The 23,387-nt window shown below is 51.0% G+C and carries 13 protein-coding genes and 1 rRNA gene; all 14 read left to right on the forward strand.

What is annotated here, in order from left to right:
• Window positions 1-184: 184 nt before the first annotated feature.
• Window positions 185-300: ribosomal RNA gene (gene rrf / locus QZJ86_RS01645) — 5S ribosomal RNA — on the forward strand.
• 686 nt (window positions 301-986) lie between these two features.
• Window positions 987-1,739: a bacterial ammonia monooxygenase, subunit AmoC gene (amoC, locus tag QZJ86_RS01650; RefSeq protein WP_301935934.1), complete on the forward strand. Its 753-nt coding sequence runs from the start codon at window positions 987-989 to the stop codon at window positions 1,737-1,739.
• Window positions 1,740-1,857: 118 nt separating this feature from the next.
• Window positions 1,858-2,607, forward strand: coding sequence for a bacterial ammonia monooxygenase, subunit AmoA (gene amoA, locus QZJ86_RS01655; protein ID WP_301935935.1), 750 nt, complete (start codon window positions 1,858-1,860; stop codon window positions 2,605-2,607).
• 87 nt (window positions 2,608-2,694) lie between these two features.
• Window positions 2,695-3,939 (forward strand): bacterial ammonia monooxygenase, subunit AmoB, encoded by a 1,245-nt coding sequence (amoB, locus tag QZJ86_RS01660; RefSeq protein WP_301935936.1) that lies wholly within the window; start codon window positions 2,695-2,697, stop codon window positions 3,937-3,939.
• A 155-nt stretch (window positions 3,940-4,094) separates the two neighbouring features.
• Complete coding sequence (locus QZJ86_RS01665; RefSeq protein ID WP_301935937.1) at window positions 4,095-4,499, forward strand: hypothetical protein; 405 nt, start codon at window positions 4,095-4,097, stop codon at window positions 4,497-4,499.
• A gap of 222 nt (window positions 4,500-4,721) precedes the next feature.
• Window positions 4,722-6,086 (forward strand): type VI secretion system-associated FHA domain protein TagH, encoded by a 1,365-nt coding sequence (gene tagH, locus QZJ86_RS01670; protein WP_301935938.1) that lies wholly within the window; start codon window positions 4,722-4,724, stop codon window positions 6,084-6,086.
• A 76-nt stretch (window positions 6,087-6,162) separates the two neighbouring features.
• Window positions 6,163-7,503: a type VI secretion system baseplate subunit TssK gene (gene tssK, locus QZJ86_RS01675; protein ID WP_301935939.1), complete on the forward strand. Its 1,341-nt coding sequence runs from the start codon at window positions 6,163-6,165 to the stop codon at window positions 7,501-7,503.
• Window positions 7,504-7,509: 6 nt separating this feature from the next.
• Complete coding sequence (gene icmH / locus QZJ86_RS01680) at window positions 7,510-8,823, forward strand: type IVB secretion system protein IcmH/DotU (protein ID WP_301935940.1); 1,314 nt, start codon at window positions 7,510-7,512, stop codon at window positions 8,821-8,823.
• 18 nt (window positions 8,824-8,841) lie between these two features.
• Window positions 8,842-12,393, forward strand: coding sequence for a type VI secretion system membrane subunit TssM (gene tssM, locus QZJ86_RS01685; protein ID WP_301938866.1), 3,552 nt, complete (start codon window positions 8,842-8,844; stop codon window positions 12,391-12,393).
• Window positions 12,390-13,955 (forward strand): type VI secretion system-associated protein TagF, encoded by a 1,566-nt coding sequence (tagF, locus tag QZJ86_RS01690; protein WP_301935941.1) that lies wholly within the window; start codon window positions 12,390-12,392, stop codon window positions 13,953-13,955. The genes tssM and tagF overlap by 4 nt, the downstream gene beginning before the upstream one ends.
• 98 nt (window positions 13,956-14,053) lie before the next feature.
• Window positions 14,054-14,671: an OmpA family protein gene (locus tag QZJ86_RS01695; protein WP_301935942.1), complete on the forward strand. Its 618-nt coding sequence runs from the start codon at window positions 14,054-14,056 to the stop codon at window positions 14,669-14,671.
• Window positions 14,672-14,716: 45 nt separating this feature from the next.
• Window positions 14,717-16,678 carry a serine/threonine-protein kinase gene (locus QZJ86_RS01700; RefSeq protein WP_301935943.1) on the forward strand — a complete coding sequence of 654 codons (1,962 nt, stop codon included), beginning with the start codon at window positions 14,717-14,719 and terminating at the stop codon, window positions 16,676-16,678.
• Between the two features lie 106 nt (window positions 16,679-16,784).
• The gene (locus tag QZJ86_RS01705; protein ID WP_301935944.1) at window positions 16,785-21,233 is read left to right on the forward strand and encodes a beta strand repeat-containing protein; all 4,449 of its coding nucleotides are present in this window, start codon (window positions 16,785-16,787) and stop codon (window positions 21,231-21,233) included.
• Window positions 21,233-23,008, forward strand: a complete 1,776-nt coding sequence (locus QZJ86_RS01710; protein ID WP_301935945.1) for a ShlB/FhaC/HecB family hemolysin secretion/activation protein — start codon at window positions 21,233-21,235, stop codon at window positions 23,006-23,008. Before QZJ86_RS01705 ends, QZJ86_RS01710 begins: the two co-directional genes overlap by 1 nt.
• Window positions 23,009-23,387 lie beyond the last annotated feature (379 nt).

Raw genomic sequence — 23,387 nt, forward strand, 5'->3', positions numbered from 1 at the left:
GCTGATAACGCAAGAGAACGAAAAACTCGATACAGATTTCCATGAAAAGCAGGCAGCAAGCCGCCCCCTAAAGCTACCGTCACCACGAAAGTGGACCGAGCGAGAGAGGTGCAGCATCAGTCGTTATAAAACGACCAGCCTGTAGCATGACAGTGGGGGGATAATGCCCCGCTTAACCAGTTTGCTTGGTGAACATAGCAAGCGTGAACCACCCGATCCCATCCCGAACTCGGAAGTGAAACCGCTTAGCGCCGATGATAGTGTGGCAGGTTGCCATGTGAAAGTAGGTCATCGCCAAGCTCTTATCACAAAAGCCCGATCAGCTATGATCGGGCTTTTTTTTGCCTTGAGGTTTTAGTGGCCGGCCAATGTTACGTCAAATTTGGACGCAAATTGGGAATTGAATAACATCGGCAGCAAGAAACTCTGCGAGTTGAGGCTAGAGCAATACAAAAGAACTTTAAGAACCGCATAGATGCCCAGAAAACGCGGGGCTGCGTTGTAATGGATTTTTGTTGTTTGCCCTCAGTTGAATGAATTGTTAGCGTCAAACTACGTGATACAACGTCGAGCAGGGGGGCGGCTGTCTGTTTCATATGACAAAATACTGATTAGCTATCACGCTTCATGTGAGTGTGCTTCTCAATAAATGGCATGAGGAAAGTCTCACGTATTTGAGGTTCCAAGGATTGTTTTTCAAACCGGATTTATGATTTATAAGGGATGAATGAGAGCGTGTGGCAGCATGGTCCTGACTCAACTTTATTTTAATTCACTTTACAAGTACTGTTATGGCAATTGTTACTGGAGGCCATAAATAGATGCGTATAAAAAATGATCAAATTATCTTGACAAGGAATGGGCAGGTGGTAGACTGCCACGCACCTTGAGGGATGGAGGTGTCTTCGATTAGAAGGCTAGTAAAATGGAAAAACAAAGAACTCCCGATACGATCGGGGATTTAGATAATCTTTTAGGAGGTAGAAATGGCTGCTACAACTGAATCAGTTAAGGCTGATGCTGCGGAAGCACCGCTTTTAAATCAAAAAAACCTGTGGGCAGGTATCACCCTGTACTTGGTTTTTTATTCTTTCATTCGTTGGTACGAAGGTGTTTATGGCTGGTCAGCTGGCTTAGACTCATTTGCTCCAGAGTTTGAAACATACTGGATGAACATGCTGTACATCGAGATCGTTATCGAAGTACTGTTGTTTGCTGGTATCAATGGCTATATCTGGAAAACTCGTGACCGTAAAGTTATGTCAATCACTCCACGTGAAGAGTTGAGAAGACATTTCACACATTGGACATGGTTGGTTTGCTACGGTTGGGCTATCTACTGGGGCGCTTCTTACTTCACAGAGCAAGATGGTACATGGCACCAAACAATCGTTCGCGATACTGACTTTACTCCAAGTCACATCATCGAGTTCTATCTGTCATACCCAATCTACATCATCACTGGTTCAGCTTCTTTCATGTATGCAAAAACAAGACTGCCTACATACCACGAAGGTCTGCACCTGATGTATTTGATTGCGGTTATCGGTCCTTTCATGATTCTGCCAAACGTTGGTTTGAATGAGTGGGGTCACACATTCTGGTTTATGGAAGAGTTGTTCGTTGCTCCATTGCACTACGGTTTCGTATTCTTTGGTTGGGCTGCTCTGGCTATAATGGGTGTTGTGAACACCGAAGTAATGGCAATTACCAAATTGCTGAAAAAAGATCTGGCCTAATTAGCTAATCTTTAAAAGTAAAATACTATCTCCTTTCCTGCCGTTACTTGTAAGAAGTGGCGGTAGGATAAAGAGAGAAGTGAAAAAATATAATTTTAATTCTTTAGGAGGTAAGCTAATGAGCGCATCTCAATCAGCTGTACGTTCACGTGCGGAAGCGGTACAAGTTTCCCGTACGTTTGACTGGATGATTCTTTTTACACTGTTCACAGCGGTTCTGGGCGGTTACCACATTCACTATATGTTGACTGGCGGTGACTGGGACTTCTGGACCGACTGGAAAGATAGACGTCTGTGGGTAACCGTAGCACCTATCGTTTCTATTACATTCCCTGCGGCTGTTCAAGCTTGCTTGTGGTGGAGATACCGTTTGCCAGTTGGCGCAACTCTGTCTGTAGTTGCTCTGATGATTGGTGAGTGGATCAACCGTTACATGAACTTCTGGGGCTGGACATACTTCCCAGTTAACATCTGCTTCCCATCTAACCTGCTGCCAGGCGCTATCGTTCTTGACGTTATCCTGATGATGGGTAACAGCATGACTCTGACCGCTGTTGTTGGTGGTTTGGCTTATGGTTTGTTGTTCTACCCAGGTAACTGGCCTGTTATCGCTCCATTGCACGTGCCTGTAGAATACAACGGCATGATGATGACCCTGGCTGACTTGCAAGGTTACCACTATGTTCGTACTGGTACACCTGAATACATCCGTATGGTAGAGAAAGGTACATTAAGAACTTTCGGTAAAGACGTTGCTCCTGTATCAGCGTTCTTCTCTGGATTCGTTTCTATCATTATTTACTTCTTGTGGCACTTCTTCGGCAGATGGTTCGCTAAAACCGACTTCATCGCTGACGACGCGTCTTAATTAGAAAAATAGTAAGAAAATGAACCTGGTGATTCTTAAATCGCCAGAAAGTCTTAATTAAAATTCTCTAGTAATAGAGGAGGAAATATGAAAATAATAAAAGACAAAGTTGCAAAACTGTCCTTTGTCGCACTGTTGGTCGCCATGACAGCAGCGATGTTCTACGCTCCAACAGCATCTGCTCACGGTGAAAAATCCCAGGCTGCGTTCATGCGTATGCGGACGATTCACTGGTTTGACCTGAACTGGTCAAAAGAAGAAGTGCCTGTTAACGAAACTATGACAATTTCCGGTAAATTCCTGGTATTCGCAGGATGGCCTGAAACTGTTGATAAACCAGAAGTTTCATTCTTGAACGTTGGTATTCCTGGTCCAGTATTTATTCGTGCTGGTTCTTGGATTGGTGGTCAGTTGGTTCCTCGTTCTGTTTCTTTGGAACTGGGTGAAGTTTATGAGTTCAAAGTTCTGTTGAAAGCTCGTCGTCCTGGTGACTGGCACGTTCACTCTATGATGAACGTACAAGGCGGTGGTCCAATCATCGGCCCAGGCAAATGGGTAACCATTACTGGTTCTATGAGCGAGTTTGTTAACCCTGTTACTACTCTGACAGGTCAAACAATCAACTTGGAAACCTATGCTCTGGACAACGTTTATTTCTGGCACGCAGTATGGTTCGCAATCGCGTTCGCATGGTTGTTGTTCTGGATCAAACGTCCATTGTTCGTTCCACGTCATATCGCAGTTAGCACCGGCAAAGCAGATTCTCTGATCTCAGCTGGCGACAAAAAAATCGGTATGCTGTTCGGTGTAGGTACTCTGGTTATCGTTGCTGCTTCTATGGGCGCAACCAACGAAAAATACCCTGTAACTACTCCTCTGCAAGCTGGTTTGCTGCGTGGTATGAAAACTTATCAAATGCCTGAAGCTACTGTTTCAGTTAAAGTTGATGACGCTACATACCGTGTACCAGGTCGTGCAATGCAAATGACTCTGACCATCACAAACAACGGTGATTCACCAGTTCGTTTGGGCGAGTTCAACACTGCAGGCGTACGTTTCTTGGATCCAGCTGTTCATGAAGATGAAACTGCTTATCCAGATGACTTGTTGGCAGAAGAAGGTTTGACTGTTAGCGACAACAGCCCACTGGCTCCAGGTGAGACCCGTACTGTTGAAGTTACAGCTTCTGACGCTGCTTGGGAAGTATATCGTTTAGCTGACTTGATCTACGATCCAGACAGCCGCTTCGCAGGTCTGTTGTTCTTCTGGGATGCAAATGGCAACCGTCAATTGGTAACAGTTGATGCTCCATTAATCCCAACTTTCATCTAATAGTGAAAGTTTTCTAAGCCTTAAAACTTAGAAAGAAATTAGGAACCCTCGCTATTGAAAGATAGCGGGGGTTTTTTTATTGAACGTACCTTATGAAAAGGGATGTTCGATGATGGAAGTCATTGTGGTTGTATAGTTAAATTTACGAGTAAAAAATGAAAAAATTGTCAGTGATTTTAGCGGTGCTAGTGTTAGCCGGTTGTGCAGAAAAAGAAGAATATCAAAACGCCGTATTGAAACAAATGGAGCAAGATAAGGATATTAAGGATTATGGAATTACGCCCGAAACAATGGTGAAATGCGTCGTCGAAGAGTCGTCGAACGATATGCCAGGATTTTTTTTACTTGATCCCGAAAGAAGAGAGGCTTATAAGAATTACGCGAAAATGCTGGATTTAACTAATTCCAAGGATCCAAAAAAAACATTGGAAGATTTACGCGGAAGTTTTGGTGATCCCAAAAGCTTGGCGGATGCTCATGCAAATTACGTTGAAAGCGTAGTTGAATGTATGTCTGGGTTGGTGACGAATACAGAAGAAGGTTTGAAAAAATCTCAATAAACAAGTTTTCAACTTAAAAATAGTGATCAATCAACAGTTACCAATAATGACCGGGGCATATTGAGGAAGGTAATTGGGTTGCGCAAAGATGAACGGATATTGCCGAAAACGCTAAACTTATTAAAGTATTAGTATTATCACGAGCAATTGCTAAGTAGCTTTTATTAAAACGCATGCGATTTGTTGAGCCAATTAACTTAAGTCAACGTTAGGAAGATAATCGTGCCGCTTAAATTGAAAGTCCTTTCTTACAAAGGTTTGCCCTTATCTAGCGAATTGACTGCCGAGTTCGACCAGCACGGAGGCACTATAGGGCGTAAACTCGGAAACACTTTAGTGTTAACCGATGCCGAGAATTTTGTTTCAGGGCATCACGCCGAAATATCCTGTGAGAATGGCCAATATTACGTTAAGGATACTAGTAAAAACGGGACTTATTTGGTCAACGCTGGCATCAATTTAAATAATGCGCAAGCAGTCGTACAGGGTAACGAAATATTGCGCATCGGTGAATATGAGGTTTTGGTAGAGGTAACGACCGATGCCCAAGCCCAAGCAGATGTATTAAAGATAGAAAATCATTTTTCTTCCCCTTTTTCCTCGCCGCTAAGCGACGCGGGGGCCTCAGTATTAGCTAGCCCTCTAAATATAGTGGCACCAAGTGACTTACCAGTTTCCCCATTTACTGATCAGCCTCCTAGTTCACCTTTTAACGATAGTTTTTCTCTCCCTGCGGCGATGCCTGCTGAGGAGGGAAGTAAAGATATCGCAGAGTTTTTAAAGGGCTTGGATTCATTGCCGTCAATTACCAATAGCGTAGAAACGCCATTCAACTCGGATAGTCCAAATCCGGATTTAATGAATTTGGAAGCTAATGCATCGTTTGCTAATCAACAGCGTCAAGATGTCTTATCAGACGACGTGTTTAAGCTTGAACCAGCGTCGATCAAGCCGCCGCAGAGCGCTGGCGTTGTTAAAGAATCGCAGTCGAGAATAGAGGATACAAATATAGCGGCAGCTTCCGCAGAGCTAATGCTGTCGTTTTTAGAAGGCGCTGGGATAAAGGATCACGCGTTTTTACCGCCGGAACAAAGGGCGGAAGCTATGAAATCCGCCGGCGCTTTATTTCGCAGTTTGATAGAAGGCCTAATGGATGTGCTAAGAGCAAGGGCTGAAATGAAAAGTGAATTTCGAGTCTCCGTTACTACAATCCGCTCATTTGACAATAATCCGCTAAAATTCAATCCCGACGTAGAGAGTGTGTTAAAGCTCATGTTGGCGCCGAATAATCCAGCATTTATTCATCCGAACGATGCGGTTAACGAGGCGTTTAAGGATATCAAATATCATCAAGTGGCGATGACGGCCGCTATACAAGCCTCATTAGCGGAAATTTTGCATCGATTCAATCCGGAATGTATCGAAAAAACATTGGGCGAAGGTATTTTGTTCCAAAAGAAGGCCCGATGTTGGGAGCTATACTGTGAGAAATATCCCGAGTTGAAAGCCTTGGCTTTGGAAGATTTCTTCGGCGAAGAGTTTGCGGATGCATACGAAAAACAAATGCGCTTATTTTCGCGACGCTGATTTTACTCGGCTCGCATAATGTCCGAGTTTCCTAGCGCCGCATTCGCCTTTAATAAAAACCAGAATTCAACAAAGTATGGCAATCAATAATAGGATCGTTTGGTCGGAGGGCATGTTCCTTCGACCTCAGCATTTTCAACAACATGATCGTTATATCGAGTCGCGCATAGATGGCCGTTGTCGGGGCATTAGGGCATACGATTGGGGATTTTCGGTGCTCAAATTCGATACTGGCCAACTAGCGATTGGTAAAGTCAGCCTGGTCGAAGCGCGGGGTATTTTTCAAGATGGGACGCCGTTTCATTTACCTAGTCAAGATGAACTGCCGGTACCGCTCGACGTACCAGCGGGAGTATCCAACGAAATCGTATATTTAGCATTCCCCTTAAGCCGTCCGGATGCAGCTGAAGTGGATAGTGAAAATAGTCCGGATGGCTTGGCAAGATATCGAATTACGCATAGGGACGTCAGGGATAACAATGCCGGCTACGATGGGCGCTATCCAGTGCAGATTGGTAGTATTCGTCCAAAACTGTTGCTTGGAAATCAAGAAAGATCCGGGTATCTCTGCCTAGGTATCGCTAATATTGTGGAGGTGCGGGCGGATAAGACCGTTGTGCTGGATGAAAGGTATATTCCAGTCGTATTACAGTCGGCTGCCAGCCCGTTATTGGCGGGATTTGTCCGGGAGTTACAAGGCCTACTGCATACCAGAGGTGAAGCACTAGCTGCGAGGGTGGCAGGCGCTTCGCAAGGTGCTGGTGTCGCGGAAGTCGCGGATTTTATGTTGTTGCAAACCATTAATCGTTACGAACCGTTGTTGGGGCACTTGGCCGCGGATGCGGTATTGCATCCCGAGAGCTTATTCTCCTTAAGCTTGCAATTAATGGGAGACTTGGCGACGTTTTATCGGCCGAATAAGCGCCCGGTGGCACTCCCAGAATATCAACACGACGATTTACGCGTTTGTTTCATCCCCTTAATAGATGAATTACGGCGCTTGCTAAGCATGGTGCTGGAGCAAAACGCGATACAAATTCCGCTCAACAAACACAGTCAGTCGGTCTACTACTCTGGCCGTCCGGATGTGAAGCTGCTAGAGCAAGCCATTTACATTTTAGCCGCCAGCGCGCAAGTGTCTTCGGAAATGCTACGTACTCATTTCCCGCCTCAAGTCAAAATCGGACCGGTCGAAGAGATTACCCAACTAGTCACCGCCGCATTGCCAGGCATATCGATTCATCCTTTACCGGTGGCGCCAAGACAATTGCCGTATCATGCCGGCTGTTCGTATTTCGAATTAGACAAGCAAAGTCCTTATTGGAAAAAGATGACGGATTCCGGCGGATTTGCGTTTCATATCGGCGGCAATTTTCCGGGATTAGAGCTGGAATTTTGGGCAATTAAAAAAGGGTAATGAGTTATGTCGCAAAATGGTCCTTTCGGCGATGACGATAAAACAGTTTTGCGGCCTTCTCCGGGAGGTCGTTTGCCGGAACAGCCTACCCAGAATCGCGTAACGCCGACGCCGCAAGCACAACCTGTTGCGTACCAAAATATCCCGGTACTTAATGCGTTTCCTGGCGTAACCACCAGCTCATTGCTGGCTTTGTCCGCCGGCATTTTATCTTTGGCGGCTCGGCTCAGAGTGACTGTTAGCTATGCCGGAGTGGACGAGTTAAAGCAGCGGCTGGCTAAAGAAATCAGCGAGTTTGAAAACCGAGCGCTCAGTTCCGGTATTCAGCAGGAACAAGCGCGCATGGCCAGTTATGGTTTGTGTACCTTCCTGGACGAAGTGATACAAAATACACCCTGGGGCTCTCAGAGTAACTGGGGGCATCAAAGTTTGCTTATTCTATTCCACAAAGAAGCCTGGGGCGGCGAACGGTTTTTTCAAATCCTCGAGCATTTGGTCAAGCAACCGGCACAGAATCTAAATCTCATCGAATTTTGCTATGTATTGTTGAGCTTTGGATTTGAAGGCAAGTACCGGGTAATGACCAACGGCGTCAACGAGCTGGAAAAGCAGCGCTTGGAGCTTTTTCAGTTGATCCAGCGGGTAAAAGGCGATTTTCCGCCGGAATTGTCTCCGCGCTGGCAGGGGCAGAAAAGCGCAAAAAACACACTCATGTCGCAAGTGCCGCTGTGGGTGTTTGCAACGATAGCCGGAGGCTTGCTGTTGCTGTGCTATTTGGGCTTTGCCTTTTTGATCAATTCGGCATCCGACCCAGCCTATAAAGAATTATTGAAACTGGCGAAGGAGCCAATCCAAATCGCAGCAGCTCAGCCGGTCGTCGCACCCGCGGTTATTAGCCAGCCCTCTCATCGGGCCGAACGCTTTAAACCATTATTGCGCGACGAGATCAGCCGAAACATGGTCGAAGTGGTAGACGATAGCATTATCCGCATCCGTAATTCATTTGCGTCCGGCAGCGATCAAGTCAAGCCCGAATTTATACCGATGGTGAAAAAGATTGCCAAGGAGCTTGAGAATCAACAGGATTCGATCCTGGTCACCGGCCATACCGATGACAAGCCTATCGTCTCTGCTCGGTTTCCTTCCAATTGGCATTTGTCCACGTCTCGCGCTAAAAACGTACTGACTATTTTGACGGAATCGGCTCATTTAAGCGGCACGGTGCGTGCCGAAGGCCGCGCGGACGGCGAACCGCTGGAGCCCAACGATAATGCCGAACACCGAGCGTTTAACCGCCGTGTTGACATCTTGATAAAGTGAGAATTGCGCGTGGAACGGATGATCAATTTTCTAAAAACTAAATGGGTTCTCGAACTGATCGGTATCGTGGTTTTAGCGATATTGATATGGTTTATCGGTCCGCTGATTGCCATAGCCGGCAGTGTACCGCTGGAGTCGGAGTTAAGTCGGGCTATTACGATTGCGCTATTGATCGGCTTTTGGCTGATATATCGTTTGTTGAAGCACTTATTATCGAACAAGCGGGATCGGCAATTAATGGCCGATTTGTCTGGCGGCGAAGGCGCTACCGAACCTAACGATGCCCGCGCGGCATCGGCCGCCGAACTGGATGTTTTGCATCGCGGTTTCGAAGAAGCCTTGACCTTATTAAAAACCACCGGCCGCAAGCAGCGCGGTGGCAAACAGTATCTTTACGAATTGCCTTGGTATGCCATTATCGGCGCACCCGGTTCCGGAAAAACCACGGCTTTGATTAATTCCGGCCTGCATTTTCCGTTGGCGGAGCGTCTCGGTAAGCACGCCGTCAAAGGCGTTAGCGGCACGCGGGATTGCGATTGGTGGTTTGCCGACGAGGCGGTGTTGTTGGACACCGCCGGTCGTTACACCACCCAGGATAGCCATCAGGAAGTCGACGCGTCGGCATGGCATGGCTTTCTGCAATTGCTTAAAGAGTATCGTCCGCGTAGGCCTTTGAACGGTGTGTTCGTGGCGATCAGCATCAGCGACTTGATTCAGCAAACCGAGGAAGAATTGCGGCAGCATGCCGCGGCGATTCGTCGGCGGATCATGGAACTTAACGGTCAATTGGGCGTGCAGTTGCCGGTGTACGTATTGTTCACCAAAACCGACTTGGTGGCCGGCTTTTCCGATTTTTTCGCCAACTTGACCGAAGACGAGCGCAGCCAGGTATGGGGCGAAACGTTTATCCGTTCCGATAGCAATACCGATGACCTGGCCGCGCATTTACAGCAATTCGAGCATAGCTATGACGAATTGATCGAACGATTGCTGCAACGCCGCTTGAAGCGGATCCAAGAAGAGCGCGATGTGCAGCGGCGCACCGCCATCTTCGATTTTCCGCAGCAAATGATGATGTTCAAAAACGTGGCGACCAGCTTTCTGGAAGCGACTTTTTCCACCAATCGCTACGAAGAGCCCTTTTTGCTGCGCGGCGTCTATTTCAGTAGCGGTACTCAGGAAGGTACTCCGATAGATCGGGTATTGGCGGCACTGGCGGCCAGCTTTAGATTGGAACGCCAAGCAACGCCTATGATGAGCGGTCGCGGCAAAAGCTATTTTCTGACCAAGTTGTTAAAGCAAGTGGTGTTTCCCGAAGCCGAAATGGTGGGCGTCGACCCGCGCGTCGAACGTCGTTATCGCTTGATGACTATTGGCGCCTACGCCGCAGCCTTTGCCTTAGTCGCGATCGCCGTGATTTTTTGGTTTGTCAGTTTTACTGCCAACAAACTAGCCATTGCCGAGGTGGAAAAGCAGATCGAGGTTTATCGATCCAGCAATCTAGTGCCCAGCGATTCGCGTTCCAGCTTTGTGGCGCTGCTGCCCAAACTGAATGCCTTGCTGGCCGCCAAGGATGTCTACCAGCAAGCCGGCTGGACCGCGGGTTTTGGCTTATATCAAGGCGACAAAATCGGTTCGGGTGTCGATGTTGCTTACCAGCGTTTGCTGCGCGAGAGTTTTTTAACGTTGATTACCCAGCGCTTGAAGGAGCGGATGCAGGGCGACGAGGGCAACAATCTGGATGTGCTTTATCAACTGCTACGGGTTTATTTGATGTTCGGCGAGCCGCAACGGATGGATGCCAAAGTCGCTCAACCTTGGATCAAGCTCGATTGGGAGCAACTATTCGCCACCGATCCGGAAACGCAGGCTAAATTGCAAGCCCATCTGGACAACCTGTTGGCTTTAAACCTCGATCCAGCGGCTATCGATAACGGTTTCGTGGCTGCGGTACGCAATAAATTGAGCCAAATTCCGTTGGTCAATCAGGTTTACAGCCGCTTCAAGAGCGAGGCTTTGTTCGACCACAGCCACGATCTGTTTGTGGCCTCGCAATTGGCACCGAACGGCGGCCGGGTATTCATGGCCGCCAGCGGCAAGGAACTGGATACGCTGGTGGTGCCCGGCTTATTCACCAGTTACGGCTATACCGAGCTGTTTTTGAAAAAGGGCATGCTTTACGTCAAGGAAGCCAGCGAACAGAATTGGGTACTGGGTGTAAAAGCGGTCGATAGTTTAGTCGAAGTCGATCGTTTGTACGGCGACTTCAAACGTTTGTATCTGGCCGATTATCAGAAAGCTTGGGATGGCGTACTGACCGCCGTAAAGTTTCGGCCGCAGCAGACCAACAATCAACTGGTCGATACGCTGGATTTGCTGTCTCGGCCCGATTCTCCATTAAAGCTGCTGTTGGAATTGGTCGAAAAAAATACCTCTTTAAGCAAACTGTCCGCCGAGCTTGCCGATAGCCTTGCCAAAGTGACCGGCGGCGGTTTGCCGGTGGCGGAAGCGGCTACCCAAAAATTACTGGCAATGGCTAAGCAAGGCGACACCGGGATCGATCCGGTCAAGGCGCTGGAAGCTTATTTCGAGCCTTTCAATATCCAAGTGCGAGGCGCCGCCGACCGCCCGGCCCCAATTGGTTCCGCGCTGACCAGCATCAAAAACCTGCACGATTATCTGATGCAAATCGGCTCCGCGCCTAATAGCGGCGGCCAAGCCTTATCCACCGAGGCCGCCCGATTCGCCGGCGGCGGTATCGATCCGATTCAAGCCGCGAAAATGGAATTTGCCCGGTTGCCGGGACCGATTGCCGCGTCGCTTAACGCCTTGACCAGTACCGGCGGGCAGCAGATCCGTAGTGGCGCCAAAGGCCAATTGAACGAAATGTTGAAAACCGCTGTGACGCTGCCTTGCAAGGCGGCACTGTCCGGGCGCTATCCGTTTGCCAAAGGCACCCAGCAAGATGTATTGATGGCGGATTTCGGTAAAGTGTTTGCCGCCAACGGCATTGTCGATCAGTTTTTTAATACCAATTTGAAAGCCTTTGTCGATACCGCGGCGGTGCAATGGCGCGAACTCAGTTCCGATAAAGCCTTGGGATTATCGGCCGGCAGTATCCGCCAGTTCCAGATCGCGTCGAAAATTCGCGATGCGTTTTTTCCGGCTGGCGGCGCAGTACCGCAAGTGCAATTCGAATTGAAACCCTTATCGCTGGACGACAGGGTCGGTACATTCCGATTAAATGTCGAGGGGCAGGAGTTGGTCTATCGGCACGGACCAGAACAATTGACCAAGTTCCAATGGCCCGGCACCAATAACAGTGCTGGCGTGCGGGTGGTGTTCGAATCGCTGGACGGCAAGCAAATCAGCCGTTCCAAGGAGGGGGCGTGGGCATTATTCAGAATGTTCGACGAGTTCAATATCGAACGGACTAGTTTGCCCGACCGGTTTAATCTAACCGTGCAACTGGAAGGCTTTAGCGCCCGTTTCGAACTGCGCGCGGCCAGCGTCAATAATCCATTCGGTATTAGCGAATATCAAAGCTTTCGTTGCCCGGAGTCCTTGTGAGTGCGCTGCCATCGGCAAGTGTCGGGTTTTTCGGGAAGGTCCCTGCTTTGGGCGATTTTGTCAGCCGTCGCTTGCCCAGACAGTTTATCGATCCCTGGGACCAGTGGCTGCAGGCCTCTCTCAGATCGAGCCAGGAGACTTTAGGCGAGAATTGGCTGTCATTGTTTTTAGTCAGCCCGCTCTGGCGTTTTGCGTTTAGTCCGGGAATATGCGGTCCTAGCGCTTGGGCGGGAGTGATGATGCCTAGCGTCGACAGGGTGGGCCGTTACTATCCCTTGACTTTGGCGCAACCGATGGCTCCGGCCGATTTGATGTCTCTGTTTTTGCCGGACTCAACCTGGTTTTCGCGACTGGAAGACGCGGCGCTGTCGGTGTTGAACGAGCCATTCGATCTTGACGGCTTCGATAAGGGCCTGATCGAAATCGGCCAACCGGACGGCATCGCTCTCCCCGGTTTTCAAGCTGATGCCACGCTAGGTGCCGGTCAAGCCAGCGGCAAGCTGGCGTTTCGCTACGATTTGGACGGTTTGGATCAGACCGAATTTTTATTTCCGCATTTAAGCCAGAGCCTGATCGAACGGTTTTTGCCTTGTTACAGTATCTGGGCGACAGAAGGCGTACAATCCAGCCGGCCTAATGTGCTGTTTTGCGAAGGCTTGCCGCCGATCGATGCTTACGCGGGTTTTTTAACTGGCGTGCCGCAAGTCGGTCGGGCGTGGCAGTGCCAGGCTTTCCAGCAGATTCAAAATATCAAGCCGGTCGAAACCGGTTCGAATGGCTCTAAGCCGGAATACGCATCGGTACCCGAACTGTTGTCGCCTGCCGAGCCACAGGTCGTGCCGATATGGAGTTCTTATGGCGTGACGGTGGTTGGCAACAAGCGCAAGCAGAATGAAGACGCGATGCTGAATTGTCCCGCTCAGGGCTTATGGGTGGTTGCTGACGGCATGGGGGGGCATCAGTCCGGCGATTTGGCTAGCCGTCTGGTGGTCGATAATTTGTCCAGCTTGGAATTGACCGATAGCTTGGACCAGCAAATTGAAGCCGTTTGCGCCAGATTACATAAAATCAACGAAGACCTTTGCCGCTTTGCCGCCGGCATACAGCTGGGCAGTATTATCGGCACGACGGTGGTGGTTTTGTTGGCAAAGGCCGGGGAGTGCGCGGCGATTTGGGCTGGTGATAGCCGTTTGTATCAATTACGTCGCGGCCAATTTAGACAGATTACCCGCGATCACACCTTGATCGACGAATTAATGGATTCCGGCTTGATGACTCGCGAAATCGCCGAGCAGCAAGTCGGCGCCAATGTCATTACCCGCGCGGTGGGCGGGCAGCAGGAGTTGGCGTTGGACGTTATTCATTTTCAAGCCGAAGCCGGCGATCGTTATTTGTTATGTAGCGATGGCTTGGATAAGGAATTGAGCGAGGCTGAAATAGCCGCGCTGATGGCCAACGGAAATTGTCAATTCGTTGCCGAGACGTTAATCAATCAGGCGCTTAGCAGAAGCGGCCGAGATAATATTACTGTCGTGGTCAGCGAGTTTGGCACGCAAAACTGAAAGCGATGTTTTATTGACGATTTGGAAGGAATAATTGAATAAAGCTTGAAACAGTGATACGTTTCATGAAAAACCTTAAAAATCCCATGGGAGGGAACATGATCAACATGGCACAAATGGTGATACTCACTTTGTTTTCCTGTTTGTTAATCGCAAATGCTTGGGCGGAAGACAAAAATTTCGGTAAGACTCCTCCAACGACCTCGGAAGTGATCGAACACTTCAAACAGCCGGCTGACACAGCGCCGGCCGATACAGACGATTATCAGGATGTGCCTGAATCGGAATTACAGAACGTGCGTGGTTTAAGAAAAATCAGCAGCACCGATAAAACCACCGGTAAAAAAGTCGAACTACCGACCACCTTGGCGGAAAAAGCCATTTCGATGGAAATATTATTCGATTACAACTCGGCGACTTTGACCGAGCAAGCTAAAACGCAACTGGAACCAATTGGTCGGGCGTTGGCATCCGGCGATTTATACGGATTGCATTATCGGATTGAGGGACACACCGACATCGTTGGCAGCGACGATTTCAATCACGATTTATCGCAGCGGCGCGCGGAAGCCGTCAAAAAATATCTGACCGAGCACTATGCTATTCCGGCGGCCTCGATACAAATCGAAGGCAAAGGCAAGCATGATTTGGCGGATGCCGCCAATCCAACCAGCGAGGCAAACCGCCGGGTCAGGATCGTCAGTTTGGGAAAATAGCACGAATGTTGTCGGCGGTTAGTTTTTAGTTTGATGTGAGTTTAGATGGATACCAGGGACGATGACAAGACGCGGATCTTGTCGCCTACGGAAATTAGCAAGCTAACTGCGGAACCTAGAGAGAAATCAAGACTAGAGCCGCCAACGCCGCCGGTAGTCGGTGCCGGATCGGCCGGGTCGGCGCAAGCTCCAGTTAGCGAAATCGATGCTATGTCGACACCGGCTGGCGGCAATACTCCGCCATTGGTAGTGGCGCCGCCAATCCAGCCGGAAATGTCGGCTCAGCATCCCGCTATCGGCGATGTGTTGAAAGGCCGGTTCCGGATCGTCGATTCCCTCGGTTCCGGCGGTATGGGTATGGTGTTTAAAGCCATCGATATCCGCAAGCTCGAGTCGAAATCCCGCAATCCTTACATTGCCATTAAAGTGTTGAATCCGGCCTTGGCCAGAAACGAGCTGTTAGTGGCCGGTTTGCAGCGCGAGTCCGAAAAAGCTCAGGAGTTGTCGCACCCCAATATCATTACGGTCTATGACTTCGACCGGGACGGCGACCATGTGTTTATGTCGATGGAGTATTTGTCCGGTTGTTCGTTAAGCCAGCTGATCCGAGAATCCGCGCCGTCCGGCGGCATAACCATTAAACGTGCTTGGCCGATCATCCAGAAAATGGGTGAGGCATTGGCCTATGCCCATAAAAAAAATATCGTACATAGCGATTTTAAGCCGGCCAACGTTTTTGTCACCGAAGCTGGAGAAGTCAAGGTGTTGGATTTTGGGATTGCGGCACGGACCGGCCAAGCCGGTGATCCCGATGCGACGGTATTCAATGCCAGAGCCGAGGGCGGCTTGACCCCACCGTATGCAAGCTTTGAAATGATGAACGGCGCCAGCGCCGATCCGCGCGATGATATTTATGCCTTTGGCTTGGTGGTATACGAACTGTTGACCGGCAAGCATCCCTATAATCGCAAGCCGGCGTCGGCTGTCTTCATCGAGCAACAACGTAGCGGCGACAAACTGACGCCACCGCCAGTGAAAGGTTTGAGCCGCAAACAATGGCAATTATTGAAATCGGCCATTGAGATATTGCAGGATAAGCGGCCTCCATATCTTGAGGAATGGTTGAGGCAGTTCGATCCTCATGCCAAATGGTCGCCGCAGCTGGTGGGCGGCATGGTCGCCGCGGTGTTTTTAATCGTAGGGGTAGGAGGAAATTGGTGGTTGACTCATCGTTCTGAACATACAAGTACTGCCAGCGATACCAATAAGCAAAGTATCGAAACTAGCGTATTACCGCCGGCTCCGGTGAAACTGCCGGTAGCCAATCCCGGCGAGGCCCTGCAAGGCAAGGTCGGCGTAGCCGTGCAGTTAAACGGCAGTCGTTCGGAATCGGGAGATGGTGGTGCCATCGGTTATGCCTGGCGACTGGTCGAATTGCCGGAAGGCAGCAAGGCGATGTTGCAGGATGCCAGTTCCGCTACGCCGCAATTTGTACCAGATAAACCCGGTCATTATTCGGCCGAGTTATTCGTATCGGATGCCCATAGCAGTTCTTTGCCGGTCTCGCTGTCGATCAATGTCGAAGATGTCGCAAAGGTAGCCCTTAGTCCGCACAAAGCGATCAGCGCGGACGGCGTCTTGAGTCTGGCAGCCAGTAAGCCGCAATACAAAATTGGCGAAGAACTCAAATTACATATAAGACTGACCAAAGCGGGATATTTGAAAGTTGCCTATTTGGGGGCGGCGGGTGAGATCAGCGAATTATTCCCCAATCAATATCAGTCGATTCGGGTCAAGCCGGATACCGAATATTTTATTCCACCGAAGACCGGCAAGTACAAATTGCAAGTTACCGGTCCCAAGGGCGTAGATAGGATAGTGGCGGTATTCAGCGAGACGCCGATGCCGAAAGTTGAAAATATCGTCGATACCAACGGAGAACTGGTTGAGGCATTGCAGACACCCGCAGTCGTATCCGCCGGTATTCAATATGATGTGGTTAAGTGACTACGTGCTTTTGCTGTAAAGGTGATGCGTGATTTTTAAATTTAAGGAAAAAGCAGTTTTTAGATGGGCTGTCTGTGCCGTCTTGGCGCCCTATTCGTTAGAGTCTTTGAGTGATAGCCAAATAATAGTCGACAACACCTTGAGGACTGGCAGTGATTTAAGCCAAGCCACCGGGAATACAGTCACCATAGACGGTAAGACCGAAGGGGCGGCTGCCGGCAATAATCTGTTTTTCAGTTTTTCAAAATTTAATTTAACTGATATTACCGATACCGCGCTTTTCGACTGTACGACCGGACCTAATTGCAACGGTACCATATCGAACGTGATTGCCAGGGTTAACGATGTTGACGGTCAGTCGACGATCAATGGCAAGCTTGGTTTCACCAATAATTTGGGCAGCGCCAATTTCTGGTTTTTCAATCCCCAAGGGGTCGTGTTCGGTCAGGGCGCAGTAGTCGATGTGCCGGCGGAGTTTCATGTCGGCAATGCTACGCAACTGAATTTCGCCTCTGGAGGCCCTTTTAACCTGGCAACCAATGACGTAAGCACGTTGACAGCCAATCCTACTTCTTTTGGATTCACCGGTTCGACGGGGACAGTGCAATTGAACGGCGGCACGATCACCGCTGCCGGCCAGGTTGAGATCGTCGGCACGCAATTAGTGGTGTCGCAGACCAATACCTTTAACGCGCAAGCTGCCAGTACGCTGGACGTGGAAATTAGCGCCAACGGCGATTTAAGTAATAGCGGAACGATAGTCTCCAATGGTGGTGGGACGGTATTAGTGGTGGCAGGCAATGATCTCACCAATACTGGGTCTATTACCGGTAACGTGACGGCCGCGCGCAACCTGCTCAACGACGGCACCATCACCGGCAGCGCCACGGCGACCAGCGGCAGCCTGACCAACAACGCCGGCAAAACGATTAGCGTAAATGCCACGGCCGGTACCACGCTCAGCAACAGCGGCACTATCGGCGGCACCGCGACCGCCAACACCGGCGGCAGCCTGAGCAACGTCACCAGCCTGACCAACACCGCGACCGGGATCATCAATAACGGCGCGGAAAGCCAAAATAACACCGACCTCGTCAACCAAGGCCAAATCACCGGCACTGTCACCGCCGCACGCAACCTGCTCAACGACGGCACCATCACCGGCAGCGCCACGGCGACCAGCGGCAGCCTGACCAACAACGCCGGCAAAACGATTAGCGTAAATGCCACGGCCGGCACCAGCCTCAGCAACAGCGGCACTATCGGCGGCACCGCGACCGCCAACACCGGCGGCAGCCTGAGCAACGTCACCAGCCTGACCAACACCGCGACCGGGATCATCAATAACGGCGCGGAAAGCCAAAATAACACCGACCTCGTCAACCAAGGCCAAATCACCGGCACGGTCACCGCCGCACGCAACCTGCTCAACGACGGCACCATCACCGGCAGCGCCACGGCGACCAGCGGCAGCCTGACCAACAACGCCGGCAAAACGATTAGCGTAAATGCCACGGCCGGCACCAGCCTCAGCAACAGCGGCACTATCGGCGGCACCGCGACCGCCAACACCGGCGGCAGCCTGAGCAACGTCACCAGCCTGACCAACACCGCGACCGGGATCATCAATAACGGCGCGGAAAGCCAAAATAACACCGACCTCGTCAACCAAGGCCAAATCACCGGCACTGTCACCGCCGCACGCAACCTGCTCAACGACGGCACCATCACCGGCAGCGCCACGGCGACCAGCGGCAGCCTGACCAACAACGCCGGCAAAACGATTAGCGTAAATGCCACGGCCGGCACCAGCCTCAGCAACAGCGGCACTATCGGCGGCACCGCGACCGCCAACACCGGCGGCAGCCTGAGCAACGTCACCAGCCTGACCAACACCGCGACCGGGATCATCAATAACGGCGCGGAAAGCCAAAATAACACCGACCTCGTCAACCAAGGCCAAATCACCGGCACGGTCACCGCCGCACGCAACCTGCTCAACGACGGCACCATCACCGGCAGCGCCACGGCGACCAGCGGCAGCCTGACCAACAACATCGGCAAAACCATTAGCGCCAACGCCTCGGCCGGTACCACGCTCAGCAACAGCGGCACTATCGGCGGCACCGCGACCGCCAACACCAGCGGCAGCCTGAGCAATGTCACCAGTTTGACCAACACCGCGACCGGAGTCATCAATAACGGCGCGGCAAGCCAAAATAACACCGACCTCGTCAACCAAGGCCAAATCACCGGCACTGTCACCGCCGCACGCAACCTGCTCAACGACGGCACCATCACCGGCAGCGCCACGGCGACCAGCGGCAGCCTGACCAACAACATCGGCAAAACCATTAGCGCCAACGCCTCGGCCGGTACCACGCTCAGCAACAGCGGCACTATCGGCGGCACCGCGACCGCCAACACCGGCGGCAGCCTGAGCAACGTCACCAGCCTGACCAACACCGCGACCGGGATCATCAATAACGGCGCGGAAAGCCAAAATAACACCGACCTCGTCAACCAAGGCCAAATCACCGGCACTGTCACCGCCGCACGCAACCTGCTCAACGACGGCACCATCACCGGCAGCGCCACGGCGACCAGCGGCAGCCTGACCAACAACGCCGGCAAAACGATTAGCGTAAATGCCACGGCCGGCACCAGCCTCAGCAACAGCGGCACTATCGGCGGCACCGCGACCGCCAACACCGGCGGCAGCCTGAGCAACGTCACCAGCCTGACCAACACCGCGACCGGGATCATCAATAACGGCGCGGAAAGCCAAAATAACACCGACCTCGTCAACCAAGGCCAAATCACCGGCACGGTCACCGCCGCACGCAACCTGCTCAACGACGGCACCATCACCGGCAGCGCCACGGCGACCAGCGGCAGCCTGACCAACAACATCGGCAAAACCATTAGCGCCAACGCCTCGGCCGGTACCACGCTCAGCAACAGCGGCACTATCGGCGGCACCGCGACCGCCAACACCAGCGGCAGCCTGAGCAATGTCACCAGTTTGACCAACACCGCGACCGGAGTCATCAATAACGGCGCGGCAAGCCAAAATAACACCGACCTCGTCAACCAAGGCCAAATCACCGGCACTGTCACCGCCGCACGAAACCTGCTCAACAGCGGTACTATCAACGGCGATGCCGATGCCGATATGAGCTTGAACAACAGCGGCATGATAGACGGCGACGCGACGGCCGGCGCCAGTTTGTTTAATAGCGGGACGATCACCGGCGATACCAGTGCCGGTACAGTTTTGATTAATGACGGCACTATCGATGCAAATGCGGTCGGCGGGCTTAGTTTGGCTAATAGCGGCAGCATCGGCATAAATGCCAGCGCCGGTACGGACTTGACCAACTCAGGCAGCATTGGCGGCAATGCGGAAGCAATCGCCGGCAGTTTGACCAACAACGCCGGTACCATTGCCGGCGATGCCTCCGCTGCTTACGATTTGGTTAATACCGGTAGTATTAACGGTAACGTAACGGCCAATCATGACCTGAACAATGCCGGACGCATCACGGGCCATGTCACGGTAGGAAACGATCTGGAAAACTCGGGCTTTATCGACGGCAGTGTTATGCGATTCGCGCTGAGCTTATTTGCCAGCGATGCCGTGATCGGCGACATAGTCGCCGGGCATAACATCAGCAATCTGGCTGGCGGCAGCATGACGGGCAATGTGATCACCGGTTGGGATCTTAGCAATGCCGGCACGATCAACGGTAATGTGAGGGCGGAGAACAATATCAATAACAGCGGCGTGATTAACGGCAACTTGACGGCGACCAGCGGTGATATCGACATCTCCGGCCAAGTCGTCAATGCCGACAGATTGGAGGCTGGCAACACTATAAGGGTGTCGGGTTCGATATATGGTTCGCTTGTCGATGGTCTGACCTTGTTAGCCAAGGAGTTAAGGATTGCCTCCGGCAACATCTATAGCCCTTCGTTTATGACGATGGGTTCGGAAACACAGACTATGCAAATCTTTTTTATCGGCGGCGGCGGTGCGCTGTGGGCGCACGGCGATATTGGTACCAAGGAAGCCGTTTATTATCTGATGCCGGAAGGTCCCGACTACGGTAATTTGGTGGGGAGCGAAACCGGGAAGCTTTGGGTCTTGCCGGACAATTTAAAGGCTATTCGCGCAAACCCGCTTAATCTGGGTTACACCTCGCTCGATGAGTCGAATCAATCTTCATGGTCCGCGATGTCCGGTGCCAATTTTTATATCAATGGTTTTCAAAGCGACCAGCCCGGTAATCTGATTAATGTCGATATATCCATTGTGGCTAAGCCGGTCGAACTGCCGGTGGTGCCGCCGGATCCTTGCGGCAGCGGTAGTACCTTGGAGGTAAAACACAGCAATGGCGTGATACTGGCTTTTGCGGATTTGCTGTCTTTTTCTGTTCTTCGAAAGTCGGAACAAGAGGGGAATGCGAATCAAGCGGTAAATTTGGCGATGTTCGATCCTCAGGCATTGGGCTTGGTGAGTTATTCGGCAAAAATTTCTTGCGATAAGGCTTGATGATTAGAAAATACATAAAACGTTTACGTCCACGTCGAAGCGGCGGGGCTTTTTCGGCAAAACTTCGGAATATTAATCGGACTCTATTGGTATTTGCGTTATGCGGCGCGATCTGGCAAAGCGGCTATGCCGCCGATGTGCCGGTTATCAGCAACGATCCGACGCGCGCACAGCAGTATCGCTCATTGCCGCAAGACGATGCCGAGCAGCGGCAGGCGCCGGGCTTTGTGTTGCCGGTTGTTCCCGAACAAGGTGAATTGGTGCGGCAGGGCGGGAATGTCGAGCTAAAGAGGGTGGTCTTCGAAGGTAATACCGTTTTTAGCGCTGAGGAACTGGATGGGTTAAGCAGTGAATTTTTAAATCGCAAGTTGGCTGCCGCCGATTTGGAAACCTTACGGCGTAAGGTGAGCCAATATTATATTGATCATGGCTACGTCAATTCGGGGGCGGTGCTGGTCAGTCAGTCGCTAGCCGAAGGTATTTTGCGGCTGAAAATTATCGAAGGACGCTTGGTCGAGGTCAGGCAGGCCGGACTGGAACGGCTACCGGAAGATTATCTGCGCGATCGACTGATCGCCGGTAGCGGCGAGCCATTAAATGCCGCCAATCTGCAGGATAGCTATCGACAATTGCTGGCCGATCCACTGATCCAGCAATTGAATGGCAGGCTGCTGCCGGGTTCGCGTCCCGGCGAAGCGGTGTTGGATTTGCAGGTAACCCGAGGCAGGCCATATCAGCTTTACCTGGGCGCCGACGATTATCAGACGCCTTCGGTGGGCGCTTATACCGGCCGTATCGGCGGTTGGGTCGATAATCTGTTAACCTTTGGTGAGCGTATCGATGCCCATTTCATCGCCAATGGCGGTGCATTGGGCTACAACACCGGGATCAGCGTGCCGGTGACGGCCCATGATACCCGCGTCAGCTTTCGTTACAGCGATACCTCCAGCACTATTGTCGAAGCGCCGCTCGATACCTTGAATATTACCAATCGTATCGTTGGTTTCGATGGCGGCATCAGTCATCCGATATATAGAACTTTTGCCGACGATGTGACCCTGGGGCTGAATTTCGTGGTTCGACAAAACCGAACGCAGCTGGCTGGCGAGTGCTTGCCGGTCTCCGGTCTGGGAATAGCGGGTTGCGAGACTCAGGCCAGCGTGTTGCGGATGACGCAGCGCTTTTCGCATCGGGGCGAGCAGCGCAGCCTGGTTTTTTGGTCTACTTTCAATGATGGATTGGATTTATTCGGCGCGACGACCAATCAACCCGGTTTGCAAAGCGGCGAGTTTTTTAGCTGGCTGGGACAGAGCTTGTTTTCCGAAAAACTTTTGGATAACGGCACGGCTTTAACGATCAAGGCCAGTATTCAATTGGCCGATTCGCCGTTGTTGAATTTGGAGCGTTACGCCTTGGGCGGTGCTTACACGGTGCGAGGGTACCGCGAAAATACGTATGTGCGAGATAACGGTTTTAACACCAGCGTCGAAATCAAATATCCCTTGTACGGCGGGAATGACGGCGAAAAAAACAGCTTGTATCTGGTGCCTTTTCTGGATTACGGCGGTGTTTGGGATAACGCTACGGCCGTTACCGCCAAGCAGCCCACTCATTATTTGTATTCGACCGGCATAGGTCTTAATTGGCAATATAAGCAATTAAGTGCGGAATTCTATTGGGCTCACGCATTCACACCGCCCCAAAGTCGAGTGCTTACCAGTCGCAGTATTCAGGACGACGGTATTCATTTTCGGGTCAACCTGAATCTCTTTTAAATGAACTATGTTGAAGATGTTGGCGATAACGTTAAGTAGACTGGATGATAACCGGCCCAAGCAGGGTGTCGGCATTTGCCAAATATCGTACCTAATACGATATGTCGTGCCGACTTGGCGTGGCGATGGCGGTTAACGTGAGCATCAAACTAGCGTGAAATAAAAATAAATCATTTTAAAACAGGTTGTTACGATATTTTTTTGGCGTTTTTGCCGGGTGGCACATTTGTTGGAATAGATAAACTAGCAAAGAAGACGTACACGTCGAGGTGGGAATAGGTATCGATCGATTCGTATTACGCTAAAGCCTTGGCAAACGCGTTTGAATTTATCGTCTTGCCTCAAGAGCATAAAAATAAGCAACCGCTGCCAGATACAT

It is taken from the genome of Methylomonas montana, from assembly GCF_030490285.1.
GTDB lineage: Bacteria > Pseudomonadota > Gammaproteobacteria > Methylococcales > Methylomonadaceae > Methylomonas > Methylomonas montana.